Below are 14,988 nucleotides of genomic sequence, written 5' to 3'. Positions count from 1 at the left end.
CTAGCTCTTCACCATGAAGTCCAGGGCACGCGGTATGTGCCTGTCCCAGAACGACCACTCGTGCCCGCCCGGCTCGAACTCGCTGTCCAGCGGGATGCCGGCGCGGGCACAGGCCTGTACGAAGCGTTCGTTCTGCGCGAACAGGTGATCGCCGGTGCCGCAGCGCAACATGAGGCGCGGCAGCCGGGTCTTGCCCGCGGTCCCGATCAGGTGGAACAGGTCGTCGTCGGTGCCGGTCACGTCCCGGTCGCCGAAGACGCGTTCCATCACCTCGCGGATGTGCGGCCGATCGTCGTGCTTCTGCAGCCACGACAGGTCCAGCGCCCCCGAGAGGCTGACCGCTGCGGCGAACCGTTCGGGGTGCCGCAACGCCCATTTGAAAGCGCCGTAGCCACCCATCGACAACCCCGCCACGTACGTCTGCTCGGGTCTGTCGCTGACGCGGAAGAACCGGTGCACCAGCCGGGGAAGCTCGTCGGAGAGGAAGGTCCAGAACCTCATCCCGTACGCCTCGTCGGCGTAGAAGCTGCGATGCACCTGCGGCATGACCACGGCCATGTTGTGGTCGTAGGCGTAGCGCTCGACCGAGGTGTACCTGGTCCACGCGGTGTGGTCGTCGGTGAGCCCGTGCAGCAGGTAGAGCACAGGCGGCGGCATGTCACCCTCGTCCGGCAGCACCACGGTCATCGACGTGCTGAGCTCAAGCGCCTCGGACGAGAAGTCAACGCGGATCAGGGCCATCGCCCCAGTCTCGTGGTTCGCCCAGCGCCCCGCCAGGCAATCCGGCATTCACCCGCCAAGCCGCGGGCGCCGACGTAGTGACGCAGCTCGACCGCCTGCCCGTCCGGAGTGGACCACTCCGCGACGCGGACGGATCGTCACGTTCCCCTCCGCCAGAACTGCCGCGCGGCGAAACCCTCCCGGCGCAGCCAGTGCTCGGTGTAAACGATCCTCGTGGCCTCGGTGACGACCAGCGTGTCCCGGGGCGGCTCGGTCAGTGGACGTCCACGCTCGGCATGCTCGTTCTCCCAGCGGAACGCCTCCCAGTAGCGCTCCCGCTCGGGATGCTCCGGCGGCAGCACCCGGGCCTCCCCGAAGATCTGCGCCCCACGGCTGCTCGCCAGCCCCGTGAGCGGCGCGAACACCCCGATCGAAACCCTCGGGTCGGCCTCGATGTTCCGCACCTTGGGCGACCGGGGCGCCGCCGTGAACATGACAGCAAACCCCAGCGAGTAGTACCGCACCGGCGTGGCCAGCGGCCCGTCCTCCCCTGCAGTGGCCAGCACACACATGTTCTGCGCCGACAGCAGGTTGAGAATCCGCTCCTCAAGCCGCTCCCGCGGCAGCTTCCCGCCCGGCATCGGCTCCGCCAGCCAGGGATTCGTCAACGCCATGCGATCTCCGTTCTGTCCGCCATGCGAGGGTACGGGCAAACCACCGCCGCCCCGCTGTACTACATTCCGTACTACAATTCATTCATGGACCGCATTCCTATCCGCAGCCTCAACCAAGACACCGCAGGCGTGCTTGCGCGGGTCGAGCAGGGCGAAACTGTGGAAATCACCAATCGTGGGCGCCCGATCGCCAGAATCGTCCCGGTCGACGTCGATCCCCTCGAGGAGCTCGTCCGCACCGGCGCGCTCACGCCACCGACCGTCACACTTCCTTTCGCCATGCCGACCGGAGCACAGCCGGCGGACCAGGAGGCCGGCGATTTGATCTCTGCCCTGCGTGATGAGGAACGCTGGTGATCTATTTGGACACCGCGGCGCTGGTCAAGCTCGTCCGGCCTGAAGCCGAGTCGCAAGCCCTCATCGACTGGTTAGGATCCCGGCCCGCCGAACGGGTCGTTGCCTCGGCGTTGGTCGAGGTCGAGCTACCACGCGCCCTGCGCCGGAGCGCGCCCGGGGTTCTTGGCGGCGTCGCCGCAGTGCTCGCTCGCCTCTACCGTGTTGAGATCAATGCCGCGGTCCGCGCGACCGCCGGCGCCTACGCCGAGCCCGGACTCCGTTCGCTGGATGCCATTCATCTGGCCACCGCGGAGTTTCTCGTCGCCAGCGGCCAGCCGATCAGCGCATTCGTGACCTACGACAAGCGTTTGGCAGAGGCGGCGGAGAGGGTTGGTCTCGAGGTCCTGGCGCCGAGTTGATTCGGCGCCGCCGAAGGAGCTGCCGCGGCGTAGATAACCGTGACCCGGTAAGCACCGGCGTGGGCTGGGGGTACCGGCTCGGCTGACTGGACGTTCGGCTGGTGGCGGCTCATCGGAAGGGGGAAATTCCCGGTTTTGCGCGTGGGAATCGCTTAGGTGCAGATCGGTTGCGACGATCCTCTCGATGTACATGCTGGTCGGCGCGTCGGGGGGCGTACGTCATGAAGGTGTTCAGGGGTTTGGTTCTGGCGGCCGTCATCGTGGGGGCGATGCTGCACCCGGCCGCCGCGAACGCCACGACGAAGACGCCCAGCCTCATCGCGTACGTGCGCAACGGTGACATCCATGTCAGCAACGGTCCCACCGAGAAACGCCTCACCACCGGCGGCACTCACGCCCGTCCCCGCTGGTCGCCGGACGGTAAGTCGATCGCGTTTCTGAAAGCCGGCTACCTCTGGGTCATGAGGGCCGACGGCACCGGCCAGCGCCGCCTCACCACCCGCGCGGCGGCGGGCCCGTCGTGGTCGCCGGACGGGAAGTGGATCGCCTTTGCCTCGTTGTCGTGCACGGGCGGCCCCGGCGTCTACAAGATCGCGGTCGCGGGGAAGGCCACGCCCGAGGTCCTGTTCCCCCGTGACTGCCGGGAGCAGGATCTGCCCGCCGAGCCGGCCCCGGTCACCGCGCGGTCGGGGTCGTTGCGGGAACGGCTCAGCACCGACGACGCGGTCGCCTGGTCGCCCGACGGCACGCGGATCGCGTTCCGGGGCGGTGATTGTGACTCCGTGTACGACGCCTGCCTGAGTGTGGGGACGATCGCGACCGGCGGGGAGCAGACCGTGGCCGCGTACGGTGGCGGCAGCCTGCAGACCAGTGGTTTCGCCGTGGTGCCGAGCTGGCGTGCCGACGGGGCGAAGCTGGCCTGGACCGCGTATCAGCGGGGCGAGACCAAGGCCGGCGACCAGCCGCTGCACGTGGTCGAGTACGACACGAGCACCCGCGCCAAGCGAACGGTGGGCAGCGCCCAGGATCGTGAGCTCGCCTACCTCACCAGCACCAGCGCGGTCGTCACCGGTCAGCACCGCAACGGCTCGTGGCTCGTGCTCGTCGACCTGGTCAAGGGCACCCGCACCCTGTTCCGTGACGGGTCGCAGCCCAGTGTGCAACCGCGGCGCTGAGCAGGCTAGAAAGGGGGCGTGAACCATCCGCCGATCCGCACGTTCCATCCCCGCCGCGGCCGCATGGGCCCCCGGCACGCCGACGCCCACACCGCGTTGTGGCCGGCCCACGGCCTGCTGATCGAGGACGGCGACCGTTCGCCCCTCGATCTCGACGAGCTGTTCGGCCGGGACAACCCGAAGGTGCTCGAGATCGGCTTCGGCATGGGTGACACGCTGGCCGCGACCGCGCGGGCCGACCCGGGCCGCGACTACCTGGGCATCGAGGTCCACACCCCCGGCATCGGCAACCTGCTCGCCCTCATTCAAGATCAAGACCTTTCCCACGTACGGGTGGCCCGCGGCGACGCCATGCAGCTGGCGCACCGGCTCGCGGCGGGCAGCCTGGACGCGATCCACGTCTACTTCCCGGACCCCTGGCCGAAGGCGCGTCACCACAAGCGCCGCCTGATCCAGCCGGGCAACGTGGCTCTGCTGCGTGAGCGGCTGCGCGCGGGCGGGATTCTGCACTGCGCGACCGACTGGCCCGATTACGCCGAGGCGATGGCCGCGACGCTGGACGCCGACCCCGGGCTCGAACCGGTCGACCGGGACCGCGCGGGGCGGCCGGAGACGAAGTTCGAGCTGCGCGGCACACGGGCCGGCCGGCCGATCACCGACCTGCGCTACCGGCGTCGTACCTGCTGATTTGGGGCTTTAAAGCACTTCGCGCCTTATAGTCTGGACGGGTGGCTAAGCGGCGCGATGACCCCGACCGCGAAGCATGGCCGGGTGGCCTCGACGAGAATCTGTTGCACGAGGTGGCCGAGTTGCATCCGGCCGCGCTGGACGGCGCCGGCGCCGACGAGCTGGCCGCCCTGCTGGCCCGGGCCGCGCACGCGCCCGTCGGCGTGATCCACCTCGTGCGGGGCGAGACCCTGCAGCTGTACGGCCGCTACGGCCTGGCCGAGCAGTGGGCCAGCCCCGAGGCGCCGGTCAAGGGGACGCTGGCCGCGCTCGTGCTGGAGTCCGACGCCCCGCTGATCATCGACGACCTCTCGGCCCGGAGCCCCCACCGGGGCGCCTACCTGGGTCATCCCGTACGCGATCAGAACGGCGCTGTCCTGGCCGTGTGCTGCGCCGCGGACCTGGAGCCGCGGCAGTGGACGCCCGAAGCCGTCGAGTCGGTGGCCAGGGCCGCGCACGTGGCCGGTCTGCTGCTCACCGAGCAACTCGCCCGCTACGAGCTGGCCCGGCAGCGCGGCTTCCTCGACGCGGTGCTCGACAGCCTGCACGACGGGGTGACCGCCTGCGACGAACAGGGCCGGATCGTCTTCGTCAACGAGCGGATGCGCCGGCTCTGGGGCGAGACCGGGCTGCCCGGCGAGGGCTGGCTCGAAGGGCTGACCGACGCCGAGGGCAACCCGCTGCGCCGCGACGACCTGGGCCTGTTCCGGGCGCTGCGGGGTGATCACCTGGTGGACAGCGAGGTGGTGCTGAACGGGCCCGACCGGCGCCGACACTACCTGGTCGACGCCCACCCGATCACCGGGCCCGGCGGACGGATGGCGGGGGCGGTGCAGGCGGTGCAGGACGTGACCCGCCGCCGGCGCGTCGAGCGGTTCCGCACCTGCGAGCTGGCCGTCACCACCGCGCTGGCCGACGCGCCCAGCATCGAGGCGGCCGGACCCCGTGTGCTCGAGGCCGTGGTCAGCACCCTGGAGTGGGTGCACGCCGAGTTGTGGCTGGTGGACGAGACCGCGGGTGTGGTGCGTTCGGCGGCGCAGTGGAGCGCGCCCGCCTCGCAGCCCGGCATCGAGGTGCCCGCAGATCTGCCGTACGGGGTGGGGCTGGCCGGACGGGCGTGGCAGGTGGGCAAGCCGCTGTGGATCCGGGACGTGGGACGCCCGCAGAGCCTGATCTCACCGGAGACCGCCGAGGCGGGTGAACTGCACACAGCGCTGGCTGTCCCCGTACGGGAAGGCTTTGAGACCCTGGGTGTGCTGACCGTGTTCGCCGACTCGATCGAGGACCCGGAGGACGAGCTGCTGGCTTTGATGTCCGGGATCGCCGCGCACATCGGGCAGTTCGTCGAGAAGCACCGGGTCGAGGACCTGCAGCGGCAGTTGATCCGCAGCAAGAACGAGTACCTGGCCCTGGTCGGGCACGAGCTGCGTACGCCGCTCACGTCGATCAGCGCGTACACCGAGCTGCTGCGCGAGGCCGACGAGAAGAGCCTGGTCGCCGACGGCCCCCGGCTGCTCGAGGTGATCGAGCGCAACACCAACCAGCTGCGCGACATCATCAGCGAGCTGATGGAGCTGTCGGCCCTGGACACCGGTCACGCCGACGTCCAGCTGGCGCCGATGGACCTGGCCGAGGTGGTTCGCGACTCGCTGGCGAAGGCGCGGGCGGCGGTCGTCGGCGCTCCCCTGGTGATCGACGACGAGTTGCCGGAACGCCTGATGCTGCCGGGGGACCGCAAGCGGCTGCGTCAGGTCGTCGACAACCTGCTCGGCAACGCGGTCAAGTACAGCCCCGACGGCGGGCGCATCGGCGTGACGCTGCGGGCCACCGGCCGGGCCGCCGAGCTGTCCGTCTCCGACACCGGGCTGGGTGTGTCCACCGACGAGCGGGAGAAACTGTTCACCGGGTTCTACCGCACCTCGCGGGCGCGGGACTCCGCGATCCCGGGCACCGGGCTGGGCATGACGCTGAGCCGCGCGGTGGTCAGCAAGCATCACGGCAGCATCGAGCTGCTGGAGCACGAGGGCCCCGGCACGACCGTGCTGGTGCGGCTGCCGCTGGAGCCTCGTTGACAACCTGTTGACAGCTGTGACCCTAGTCACGCGCGGGTCGGCGGGGCGAGGATGAGCGGCATGACCCGGTGGACCCCTGACCCGACGTTCTATCCCACCCCGCGTGACGCGGCGGGCGCCCCGGCCGAGCAGCTGGCGTACGTGGCGGCCTTCGACCGTTCCGCCGAACGGCCCGACGCGATCGCTGTCGTCGACACCGAACCCTCCTCGGACACGTACGGCCGGGTGGTGGGATGGACCGACCTGCCGCACACCGGCGACGAGCTGCACCACTTCGGATGGAACGCGTGCAGCAGCGCGCTCTGCCCGGCAGCGCCGCACCCGCACGTCGAACGGCGCTACCTGATCGTGCCGGGCCTGCGGTCGTCGCGGATCTACGTGATCGACACCAAGGACGACCCGCGCGCGCCCCGGATCATCAAGGAGATCTCCCCCGACGAGTTCGGCGCCTCCGGCTACTCCCGGCCGCACACGATCCACTGCGGACCCGACGGCATCTACGTGTCGGCCCTCGGCAACGCGACCGACGGCGGAGGGCCGGGCGGCATCGCCGTGCTTGATCACACCACTTTCGACGTACGGGGGAAATGGGAGGCGGACCGCGGGGACCAGTTCCTCGCGTACGACTTCTGGTGGCATTTGACCCGCGACGTGCTGGTCACGTCCGAGTGGGGCACGCCCGACATGGTGGAGAACGGGATCGTGCCGGAGCTGCTGCTGGGCCGCGAGTACGGGCACCGGCTGCACTTCTGGGACCTGGCCAAACGCTCGCTGACGCAGACGGTCGACCTCGGCGACCAGTACCAGATGACCCTCGAGCTGCGGCCGGCTCACGATCCTTCACGCGAGTACGGCTTCGTGGGTGTCGTGGTCAGCGTGGAGGACCTGTCGGCGTCGATCTGGGTGTGGCACCGCTCCGCCACCGGCGACTTCGGGGTCACCAAGGTGATCGACATTCCCGCCGAGCCCGCCGACACCGAGGACCTGCCGCCCGCGCTGCAACCGTTCGGGGCAGTGCCGCCGCTGGTCACCGACATCGACCTGTCGGTGGACGACCAGTTCCTGTACGTCTCCTGCTGGGGCACCGGGGAGCTCAAACAGTACGACGTGAGCGACCCGTTCCACCCGGTCGAGGTGGGCTCGGTGCGCCTGGGCGGCATCGTCCGCCGTACGCCCCACCCGTCGTTCCCCGACGAGCGGCTTGCCGGCGGCCCGCAGATGGTCGAGGTGTCGCGCGACGGCGAACGCGTCTACGTCACCAACTCCCTGTACGGCTCGTGGGACGACCAGTTCTACCCCGACGGCGTGGGCGCCTGGCTCGCGAAGGTCGACGTCACCCCCGGCAATTTCACGCTGGACCCGAAGTTCTTCCCGCACGGCGACGAGTTCCGGGGACTGCGCGTCCACCAGACCCGCCTGCAGGGCGGCGACGCCAGTTCCGACTCGTACTGCTTCCCGTCCGCGTGACCTGGGGACAGCTGGCCGCGCTGGCCGGATTGGGCGCCTTCCACGGCCTCAACCCGGCCATGGGCTGGCTTTTCGCCGTGGCCCGGGCCATGCAGGAACGCTCCCGGCCGGTGCTGCTGAAGTCGCTGCCGCCGATCGCCCTGGGCCACCTCGCCTCGGTCGCCATCGTGGCCGCCGTGGTGTCAGCCACCTCGTCGGTGGTGGCGGCGAACATCGTCGGCATCACCGGTGGGGCGGTGCTGGTGGTCTTCGGCTTGTGGCGGCTGCTCTCGGAGCGTCACTTCCGGTGGGCCGGCATGCGGTTGTCGTCGACTCAGTTGGCCGGCTGGTCTTTTCTGATGTCCTCAGCCCACGGCGCCGGCCTCATGCTCCTGCCCGTGCTGGCCGCGACGCCGGTTGCAGGCGCGCACGCCGGACATGTCGCCGCCTCAGGCCCTCCGTTGGCCGCCCTGTCGGGGCTGGGGGCCGCCGGCCTGCACACGGTCGCCATGTTCGCCGCCATGGCCCTGTGCGCGGTGCTCGTCTACGAGTTCGTGGGAGTCGCCATCCTGCGCAAGGCCTGGTTCAACATGGACCGCTTGTGGGCCGCCGTGATGGTGGGCGCGGGAGCTCTGACGATCGCCCTGACCGCCTGACCGGACGCGACCCGGCTACTGCCGCGCCCGACCACCTGACGGCCCTACCGCCTGACCGGACGCGACCCAGCTGCCGCCGCGCCGACCGTGTTGAAGGTCGAACTCGTCGTCCTTCGCCCTGCCGATGAACGCCGGGGCAGAGACAGCGCTTGTAGCTGCTCGTACGCGGTCGGTCGCCTCCCGTGCGAGTCGCTCGCGTGCCCGCGCGGGCCGGTCGCCCGCTTGACGGGTCTCTGACGCCCGGCCGGCCGGGAGCAGCAAACAACTCGCAACCGGCACGCGATCAATCCCTCGTGCGACCGCTCCGGCGCGCGAGTCGGGTCGGCCGGAGCGGTCACCGGTGGGCTTTGGGGTCAGACGTGCGACCGCTGCAACGCGTGCATTGCGCCGGCCGGAGCGGTCACCGGTGGGCTTCGGGGTCAGACGTGCGACCGCTGCAACGCGTGCATTGCGCCGGCCGGAGCGGTCACCGGTGGGCTTCGGGGTCAGACGTGCGACCGCTCCGACGCGTGCATTGCGCCGGCCGGAGCGGTCGCGGGTGGCCCTGGGTCAGGCGGCGGGGGTGCTCCACATGGCGGTGAAGGCGGCCGCCTCGCCGGCCAGCCAGGTTTCGATGTCGGTGGGCTTGGTGGCGGGGTCGAGGCGGTGGACCTCGCCGCGGCGGAGGTCGACCAGGACCGGTTCGGCGTTGGGCAGGATCTGGTCCATGTGGCGGGCCATCAGGTGGAGCATGGCCGTGGTCAGCTCGGGAGTGGGCGGGGCCTCGTCGAAGTGCAGGCGGACAGCCTCACGACGGCCGTCGGCGTACTTGAGGCCGAAGTGGGGGTTGATCTTCACGACGAGCGGGCCCACGGAGGCCAGCGCGTCGCGGGTCTGGGCCAGGCTGACCTGCTCGGGGTCGCCGAGGGAGGCCAGGTAGCTCTTGGCGCCGGCGCTGACCGACTCGTAGAGCGGCTTCCACCGATCCTTCACCAGGTCGACCACGCCGGACAGGTAACTGCCACCGGTGCGGAAAGCGATGTCGGCCTTGAGCGCCTTGACGAGCTGGCCGTGCGGGTTGAAGCCGGAACGGCGCTCGCGCGCGCGGCGCAGCCCGCCGACGAACGTGGCCTTGGCCGGGCCGGTGCGAGTCACGTACCGGGTGAAGCCGAGCATGGTCGCGTAGGGCGGGATGACGGGCACAGGGGTGGTCGAGGGAACACTCAGGACGGGCGCGGTCACGTCGATCTCCTCACTGGGACAGCACGATCAACAGCGCACACGACACGCCGAAGATCAGCAGCTCACGGCCCCTTTTCGTACATACATTCTAATCGACGGGTACGACATTCCCAAGCGCGCGTGGCAACGCTCCGAATCACGGCTGGCCATTCTCTAGGCTGCGCCCATGGCCATCGACGTCGTGGATCAAATCGCCGCCGCCGTTACCTCCCGCGAGCCGGTCAACGGCATACGCATCGTCGGCATCGATGGGCCGAGCGGCTCTGGGAAGAGCCACCTCGCCCGCAACCTCTCCAAGGCGCTCAACGCGCCGATCATTGAGATTGACGACTTCGTGTCGTGGGACAACTTCGCCGGATGGTGGCCACGCTTCGACGCCCAGGTACTCACGCCGCTGCTTCGCGGCGAGGACGCCCACTATCAGGTGAGAGACTGGACGGATTGGTACGGCAACACCCTCGGCGAGTGGAAGACGCAGCCCTGGGCGCCCGCCATGATTCTCGAAGGCGTCACCTGCACGCGGCGCGCGACGATCAATCGGCTCGCCCACGCCATCTGGGTCGACGCACCCGCACCGTTGCGGTTGGCGCGCGGCCTCGCCCGCGACCGTTCCTTCGCCGGCGCAGAGGAGCTTTGGCAGAAGTGGATGGCCGAGGAAGAAGAGTTCTTCGCCGCCGACGGCACCCGCGACCGCGCCGACCTCATCATCGACACGGCACACCACCGATGACGACCCGCTCCGCGGGCTGCGATCCCAGCCAGTCGACGAGGGCGCGCGACTCAGCCTCGGGGCGGACGACCGAGTTGGCAGCGCGCGACCTCGGCGCTGCCCTCGTCCCGGTCACGGCCGGACGAGGCGCACGCCGGTCGCGAGCAGCCAGACGAGCTGGAACGCGGGCGTTGGCTCGTCGTCCTGGCCGCCCTCGCGTCCCTGAGAGCGTCCGCCTGAGATCCGACCCGGCACTCGAGCTCTTGTACTGACACCCGCCGTCACCCGGGTGTTGTCAGTGGGGGTTGGTGAAGGTTGCCTTCGTTCGTAGCGCCCACTCGATTGTGTCCCGGGCCGTCTCCGTGAACGGCCTCGGGTGGTATCCAGCCTGCCGTGCTCGTTCGCCGGAGAGCTGGAAAGCACCGTCCTCGCTGCCGTCGCGGGGTTGCACGATGAAGCCGCCGAGGTCGTCGACGTTCTCGTCCTGCGTCCAGGTGACCGTTGCCGTTCCGCCACCGGCCCGGCGGCAGGTCTCCAGCATCTCGGCGAAGGTCATCGGTGGCGGCATCACGTTGAACGGGCCGGGCCCGATCCACAGCAGAAACGCGGCGAGGTCACGGACGTCGGTCACCTGCACCGGCTGCTCGGGCCGAGCCGCGCACGGGACGGTCCCGGCGCCGGCCATGGCGATCGCCCAGCTGGTGAACGCGCCGAACGGGTCGCCGGGGCCGGTGATCAGTCCCGCGCGCACGGACGTGGCCCGGCCGGGCAGGGCTGCCTCGGCCGCCCGCTCACAAACGACCTTCAGGTTGCCGTACTCGCCGTCGCCGTGCTCCGGCGGCAGCAACTCGGCATCCTCGGTCCGGCCCGCCTCGGCGGAAGGGGGGTAGACCGCGATCGAGGACATGAAGACGTACTGCCCGACGCGCGGGGCCAGCAGCTCGGCGGTGGCGGTGACCTGGCGCGGGTGGAAGCCGCTGAAGTCGAAGACCCTGTCCCAGCGGCCGCCCGCGAGCGCGGTCAGGCCCGCCGGGTCACCGTCCGGCGTCCGGTCGCCGATCAGGCGGGGCACGCCGGGGAACAGATCCGGGCCCGTACGGCCGCGGTTGAACAACGTGACGTCGTGGCCGGCCCGCAGGGCGTGCTCGGCGAGGTGACGGCCGAGGTGCTTGGTGCCGCCGAGAATCAGCAGGCGCATGACGATGCTCCCTGGGCAGAATGCCGTGGTGATCGAGACAACGCTGCCCGGCTGGCTTCCCGACCTCGACGGCACGATCGTCGGCGGTGAACTGCTGCGCGGCTGGGCGCTGTCGGAAGTCTGGCGGATCCACCTGGACGGCGCCACCCGAAAATCGGTGATCGCCAAGCGGGGCGTCGGCGAGCTGGCGGGCGAGGCGCGGCGATACCACGAGCTGGTCGTTCCGCTGGGGATTCCCGCGCCGCGGTTGCTCGCCGAGGACGGCGCGGGGGTGATCGTCCTGGAGGACCTGGGCGGTGACAACCTCGAGGACCGCCCGACCGCCGAAGGATACGAGGAGGCCGTACGGGTCCTGGCTCGGATGCGGTCCCAGCCGGCGATGGGCCTGGCGACCGGGCTGCGCCGCTCCACCGCCGACTTCAAAGCCGTCGCGGAGCGGGCCGAAGCGGCAATGGGAGCCCTGCGTCCCGACCTGGCCGGCGCGCTCGACGAGCCGATCCGGGCGATGACCCACCGCCTGGACCAGCTCGCCGGCGAACCCGCAACCGTCGTCCACGGGGACTTCCAGGCGAAGAACCTGCTCCACACCCCCGGCGGCGGGATCGTCACCATCGACTGGTCGGACGCGTACGTGCATCAGAATCTCGGCGACCTCTACCTCCTGCTGCGCGAGGGCCGCAAACACAGCCGCATCGACAGGGCTCGGCTGGACGCCCTGCCGGCTCTCTTCGCGTACGAGGCCGGGACCGACCTGAGGACCGTGACCGGCCAGCTGGTGACCGGCGGTCTGTGCTGGACCATGAACGCCCTGCGCTGGGTCGTGGAGACCGGCGTACACGCGGTCCCGGTGTCCCGCGAATGGATCGACGAACTGGTCGCCGACCTCCGCGGCCTGGCGGAGCGCCATCTCGTCCAGTAGGCGGCGGGACGGCCGACCCGGCGGGCCACGTGAGCAGGGAGCGGCTTGCCGGGGCGAGGCTGTGCGCGTTTGCGGGCGTCGATTCGTGGTACGGAGCTTCAAAGCCGGTCGTTCGGGTATACCGAAGGCGCCCCCGCGCCCTTTTGCAGAAGGACCCGCCGTATGCAGCCGCAGCCACCACGCCGTTCCACGCACGCCACGAACAGCCCGCTGAACCGTCTCGTCTACGACCGTTGGGGCGAGTTCGGCCGGCCGGTCGTGCTGCTCCACGGCCTGCTTTTCGACCGTACGATGTGGTGGCCGGTCGGCGCCGAACTGGCCCGCGACTGCACGGTGATCGCGCCCGACCTGCCCGGCCACGGGGACAGCCCGGCCCGCACCGACTACAGCATCGAGCGGATCGCCGCCGACCTGGCCGCCCTGGTCCACGACCTGCAGTTGCAGCGGGCGCCGATCGTTGTCGGGCACGGCACGTCGGCTTGGCTGGCGATCGCCTTCGCCGACACGTACGCGACGCACTGCCTGCTCACCCTGGACGAGCCGGAGGACAGCATGCCGGCCACGGTTGACAAGCTCGTCGCGTCGGCCGGGCTGGGGACGGTGCCGGAGCACTACCGGCCGTTCGCCGAGCCTCGCCGCGATCCGGCGCTGCTCCGGGCGTACGGGGAATGGAAAGCGCAACCACCCACCCGGCGGCTGGCTGTCGCCGGGGGTGTGCCGGGGCCGTCAGGGGCGGAGACCGCGTTCAGCCACCTGTCGGATCCTGAGGGGTTCGCGGGGCGGTTGCGCGCTCTGCTGTAGTCGACGTGAACGAACCCCTCGTCCTGTCCGAGATTCTGACAAGACGAGGGGTTCGCGATGTGTCAGCGCGGGTTGACGACCCCGGCCGCTCCGCCGCCACGGCGGGCAGGCTCGGCCGAGGCGATGAAGCCGCCGCCCCGGGTGAACTCGATCGCCGTCGCGGCGCCGAGCTCCGGCACGTCAGGCCCGAACGTGTGACCCAGCGCGGTCAGGGCCGGGCCATAGGCCGTACGGAAGGCTGGTTCTGCCTGAATGCCCGGGGAGTTGCGCTGTGAGGCCCGGGGCGCCGCCATCGCCTCCGGCAGCGACTGGCCGAGCACGACCCGGTTGAGCAGGATCTGCAGGACCGTCGTGATGATTGTCGCGCCGCCGGGCGAGCCGAGCGCGAGGAACGGTTTGCCGTCCTTCAGGACGATCGTCGGGGACATCGAGCTGCGCGGCCGCTTACCGGGGCCGGGCAGGTTCGGGTCGGCCGCCGGGGCCTGCGTGTTGGTGAAGTTGAAGTCGGTCAGCTCGTTGTTGAGCAGGAAGCCACGGCCGGGCACGACCATCGCGTTGCCGCCGGTCTGCTCGATCGTGAACGTGTACTCGACGATGTTGCCCCAGCGGTCGGCGACCGTCAGGTTGGTGGTGCTCTGCCCCAGCTCGGTCGGACCCCCGACGGTTGCCGGGGTGCAACCGGTCGCGTTGATGTCACCGGGCGGGACGGGCTTGGTCAGCGCGGCGCCCGGCTTGATCTGGCACGCGCGCTGCTTGGCCCAGCCGTCCGACACCAGCTTCTGCAGGACCGGGTTCGGCGTGTACGCCCCCACGTACCGGTTGCGGTCGGCAAAGCTCAGCGCCGACGCCTCGAGGTAGTAGTGCAACGCCTTGGTGACGTCCGCCTCGGACAGGCCGGCCGTCTCGAGGATGTTGAGGGCCTCGCTGACCGCCACGCCGCCGCTGGACGGGGTCGACATGCCGTAGACGGTGAGGTCACGGAACTCGGACCTGGTCGGGGCCGGGTGCCGCAGCCGGTAGTTCTTGAGATCCGCGAGCGTGAGGGTGCCGGGGCGGATCGGATAGGCCCACGTGCCGACGGGGTTCGCCGACACCGGCGGGTTCTGGACGGTGCGTACGATGTCGCGGGCCACGGCACCCTCGTAGAGGACGTCGATGCCCTTCTTGCCGATCAGGCGATAGGTGGCCGCGAGGTCGGGGTTGCGCTGGGTCGAGCCGACCGCCGGGGGCGCGCCGCCGGGCAGGTACAGGTTCTTGGTCGAGTCGAACTGGCCGAACGCCGCGGCGTTGTCGGCGACCTGCTGGCGGAACGTGGCGTCGACCGGGAAGCCCTTGTCGGCCACGCGGGCGGCCGGTTCGAGCAGGGCGGCCAGCGGCTTGGTGCCCCACTTGCGCGCCGCCGACTGCCAGGTGGCGAGGGTGCCCGGGGCGCCGACGGAAAGGCCGGAGACGCGAGCTTCGGCGAAGTCGTACGGCTGGTTGTCGGCGGGGTCGATGAAGTGGGTTTCCCTCATCGTGGCCGGGCCGCTCTCGCGGCCGTCGATGGTGGAGACGCTGCGTTTGCGAGCGTCGTAGTAGACGAAGAAGCCGCCACCACCGATGCCGGCCGAGAAGGGTTCGGTGACGCCGAGGGTCGCGGCTGCGGCCACAGCCGCATCGACTGCGTTGCCGCCCCGGCGCAGGACGTCGAGCCCGACGGCGGTGGCCGTGGCGTCGACCGTGGAGACCGCTCCGCCGTAGCCGGTTGCGGTGGGGCCGAGCTTCGCGGGTGACCCGCTGTGGGTGCCGCGGTTTACGGCGGGGGCGCTGGCCTGGGCCGCTGAGGGCGCTACGAGCAGCGCCGCGGCCAGGGATGTCACGCCAAGGACCGGCAGAATCCGCATTGATCCTCCGAAGAGTCTCGACAATAAACCTTG

15 protein-coding genes are annotated in these 14,988 nt (G+C 70.4%); 10 read left to right on the top strand and 5 right to left on the bottom strand.

What is annotated here, in order from left to right:
- Positions 1-741 carry an alpha/beta hydrolase gene (locus tag C8E87_RS25745; protein ID WP_133875466.1) on the bottom strand — a complete coding sequence of 247 codons (741 nt, stop codon included), beginning with the start codon at positions 739-741 and terminating at the stop codon, positions 1-3.
- Positions 742-878: 137 nt separating this feature from the next.
- On the bottom strand, positions 879-1,394 hold the full coding sequence (locus C8E87_RS25740; protein ID WP_133875465.1) for a pyridoxamine 5'-phosphate oxidase family protein: 516 nt from the start codon (positions 1,392-1,394) through the stop codon (positions 879-881).
- 84 nt (positions 1,395-1,478) lie between these two features.
- Here C8E87_RS25740 and C8E87_RS25735 point away from each other — a divergent pair, with 84 nt between their 5' ends.
- The 7 genes from C8E87_RS25735 (at position 1,479) to C8E87_RS25705 (ending at position 8,224) form a co-directional block, all read left to right on the top strand.
- On the top strand, positions 1,479-1,751 hold the full coding sequence (locus C8E87_RS25735) for a type II toxin-antitoxin system Phd/YefM family antitoxin (RefSeq protein WP_133875464.1): 273 nt from the start codon (positions 1,479-1,481) through the stop codon (positions 1,749-1,751).
- The gene (locus tag C8E87_RS25730) at positions 1,748-2,149 is read left to right on the top strand and encodes a type II toxin-antitoxin system VapC family toxin (RefSeq protein WP_133875463.1); all 402 of its coding nucleotides are present in this window, start codon (positions 1,748-1,750) and stop codon (positions 2,147-2,149) included. The genes C8E87_RS25735 and C8E87_RS25730 overlap by 4 nt, the downstream gene beginning before the upstream one ends.
- A 221-nt stretch (positions 2,150-2,370) precedes the next feature.
- Positions 2,371-3,324: a TolB family protein gene (locus tag C8E87_RS25725; RefSeq protein WP_133875462.1), complete on the top strand. Its 954-nt coding sequence runs from the start codon at positions 2,371-2,373 to the stop codon at positions 3,322-3,324.
- A 63-nt stretch (positions 3,325-3,387) separates the two neighbouring features.
- Entirely contained in the window at positions 3,388-4,011 is a 624-nt protein-coding gene (gene trmB / locus C8E87_RS25720; protein ID WP_133877087.1) for a tRNA (guanosine(46)-N7)-methyltransferase TrmB, read from the top strand.
- A 41-nt stretch (positions 4,012-4,052) separates the two neighbouring features.
- Positions 4,053-6,122, top strand: a complete 2,070-nt coding sequence (locus C8E87_RS25715; protein WP_133875461.1) for a sensor histidine kinase — start codon at positions 4,053-4,055, stop codon at positions 6,120-6,122.
- Positions 6,123-6,182: 60 nt separating this feature from the next.
- A complete protein-coding gene (locus C8E87_RS25710) occupies positions 6,183-7,589 on the top strand; it encodes a selenium-binding protein SBP56-related protein (RefSeq protein WP_133875460.1) in 1,407 nt (468 codons plus the stop codon).
- Complete coding sequence (locus C8E87_RS25705; RefSeq protein ID WP_133875459.1) at positions 7,586-8,224, top strand: hypothetical protein; 639 nt, start codon at positions 7,586-7,588, stop codon at positions 8,222-8,224. The genes C8E87_RS25710 and C8E87_RS25705 overlap by 4 nt, the downstream gene beginning before the upstream one ends.
- Before the next feature lie 549 nt (positions 8,225-8,773).
- Here the strand turns inward: C8E87_RS25705 and C8E87_RS25700 are convergent.
- Positions 8,774-9,379, bottom strand: a complete 606-nt coding sequence (locus tag C8E87_RS25700; RefSeq protein ID WP_133877086.1) for a hypothetical protein — start codon at positions 9,377-9,379, stop codon at positions 8,774-8,776.
- 232 nt (positions 9,380-9,611) lie between these two features.
- Here C8E87_RS25700 and C8E87_RS25695 point away from each other — a divergent pair, with 232 nt between their 5' ends.
- Positions 9,612-10,175, top strand: a complete 564-nt coding sequence (locus C8E87_RS25695; RefSeq protein WP_133875458.1) for a uridine kinase family protein — start codon at positions 9,612-9,614, stop codon at positions 10,173-10,175.
- 274 nt (positions 10,176-10,449) lie between these two features.
- On the opposite strand, the gene C8E87_RS25690 is transcribed toward C8E87_RS25695, so the two are convergent.
- Complete coding sequence (locus tag C8E87_RS25690; protein ID WP_133875457.1) at positions 10,450-11,352, bottom strand: Rossmann-fold NAD(P)-binding domain-containing protein; 903 nt, start codon at positions 11,350-11,352, stop codon at positions 10,450-10,452.
- Between C8E87_RS25690 and C8E87_RS25685 the strand changes: the two genes are divergently transcribed.
- Both C8E87_RS25685 and C8E87_RS25680 read left to right on the top strand, forming a co-directional pair.
- Positions 11,351-12,271, top strand: coding sequence for an aminoglycoside phosphotransferase family protein (locus C8E87_RS25685; protein ID WP_133875456.1), 921 nt, complete (start codon positions 11,351-11,353; stop codon positions 12,269-12,271). The genes C8E87_RS25690 and C8E87_RS25685 overlap by 2 nt on opposite strands.
- 162 nt (positions 12,272-12,433) lie before the next feature.
- Positions 12,434-13,072: an alpha/beta fold hydrolase gene (locus C8E87_RS25680; RefSeq protein WP_133875455.1), complete on the top strand. Its 639-nt coding sequence runs from the start codon at positions 12,434-12,436 to the stop codon at positions 13,070-13,072.
- A 62-nt stretch (positions 13,073-13,134) separates the two neighbouring features.
- On the opposite strand, the gene ggt is transcribed toward C8E87_RS25680, so the two are convergent.
- A complete protein-coding gene (gene ggt, locus C8E87_RS25675; RefSeq protein ID WP_133875454.1) occupies positions 13,135-14,955 on the bottom strand; it encodes a gamma-glutamyltransferase in 1,821 nt (606 codons plus the stop codon).
- Between the last annotated feature and the right edge of the window lie 33 nt (positions 14,956-14,988).

The sequence above is a fragment of the Paractinoplanes brasiliensis genome (assembly GCF_004362215.1).
In the GTDB taxonomy this organism is placed as follows: domain Bacteria; phylum Actinomycetota; class Actinomycetes; order Mycobacteriales; family Micromonosporaceae; genus Actinoplanes; species Actinoplanes brasiliensis.
This window is presented reverse-complemented; position numbering and strand designations above follow the sequence as displayed.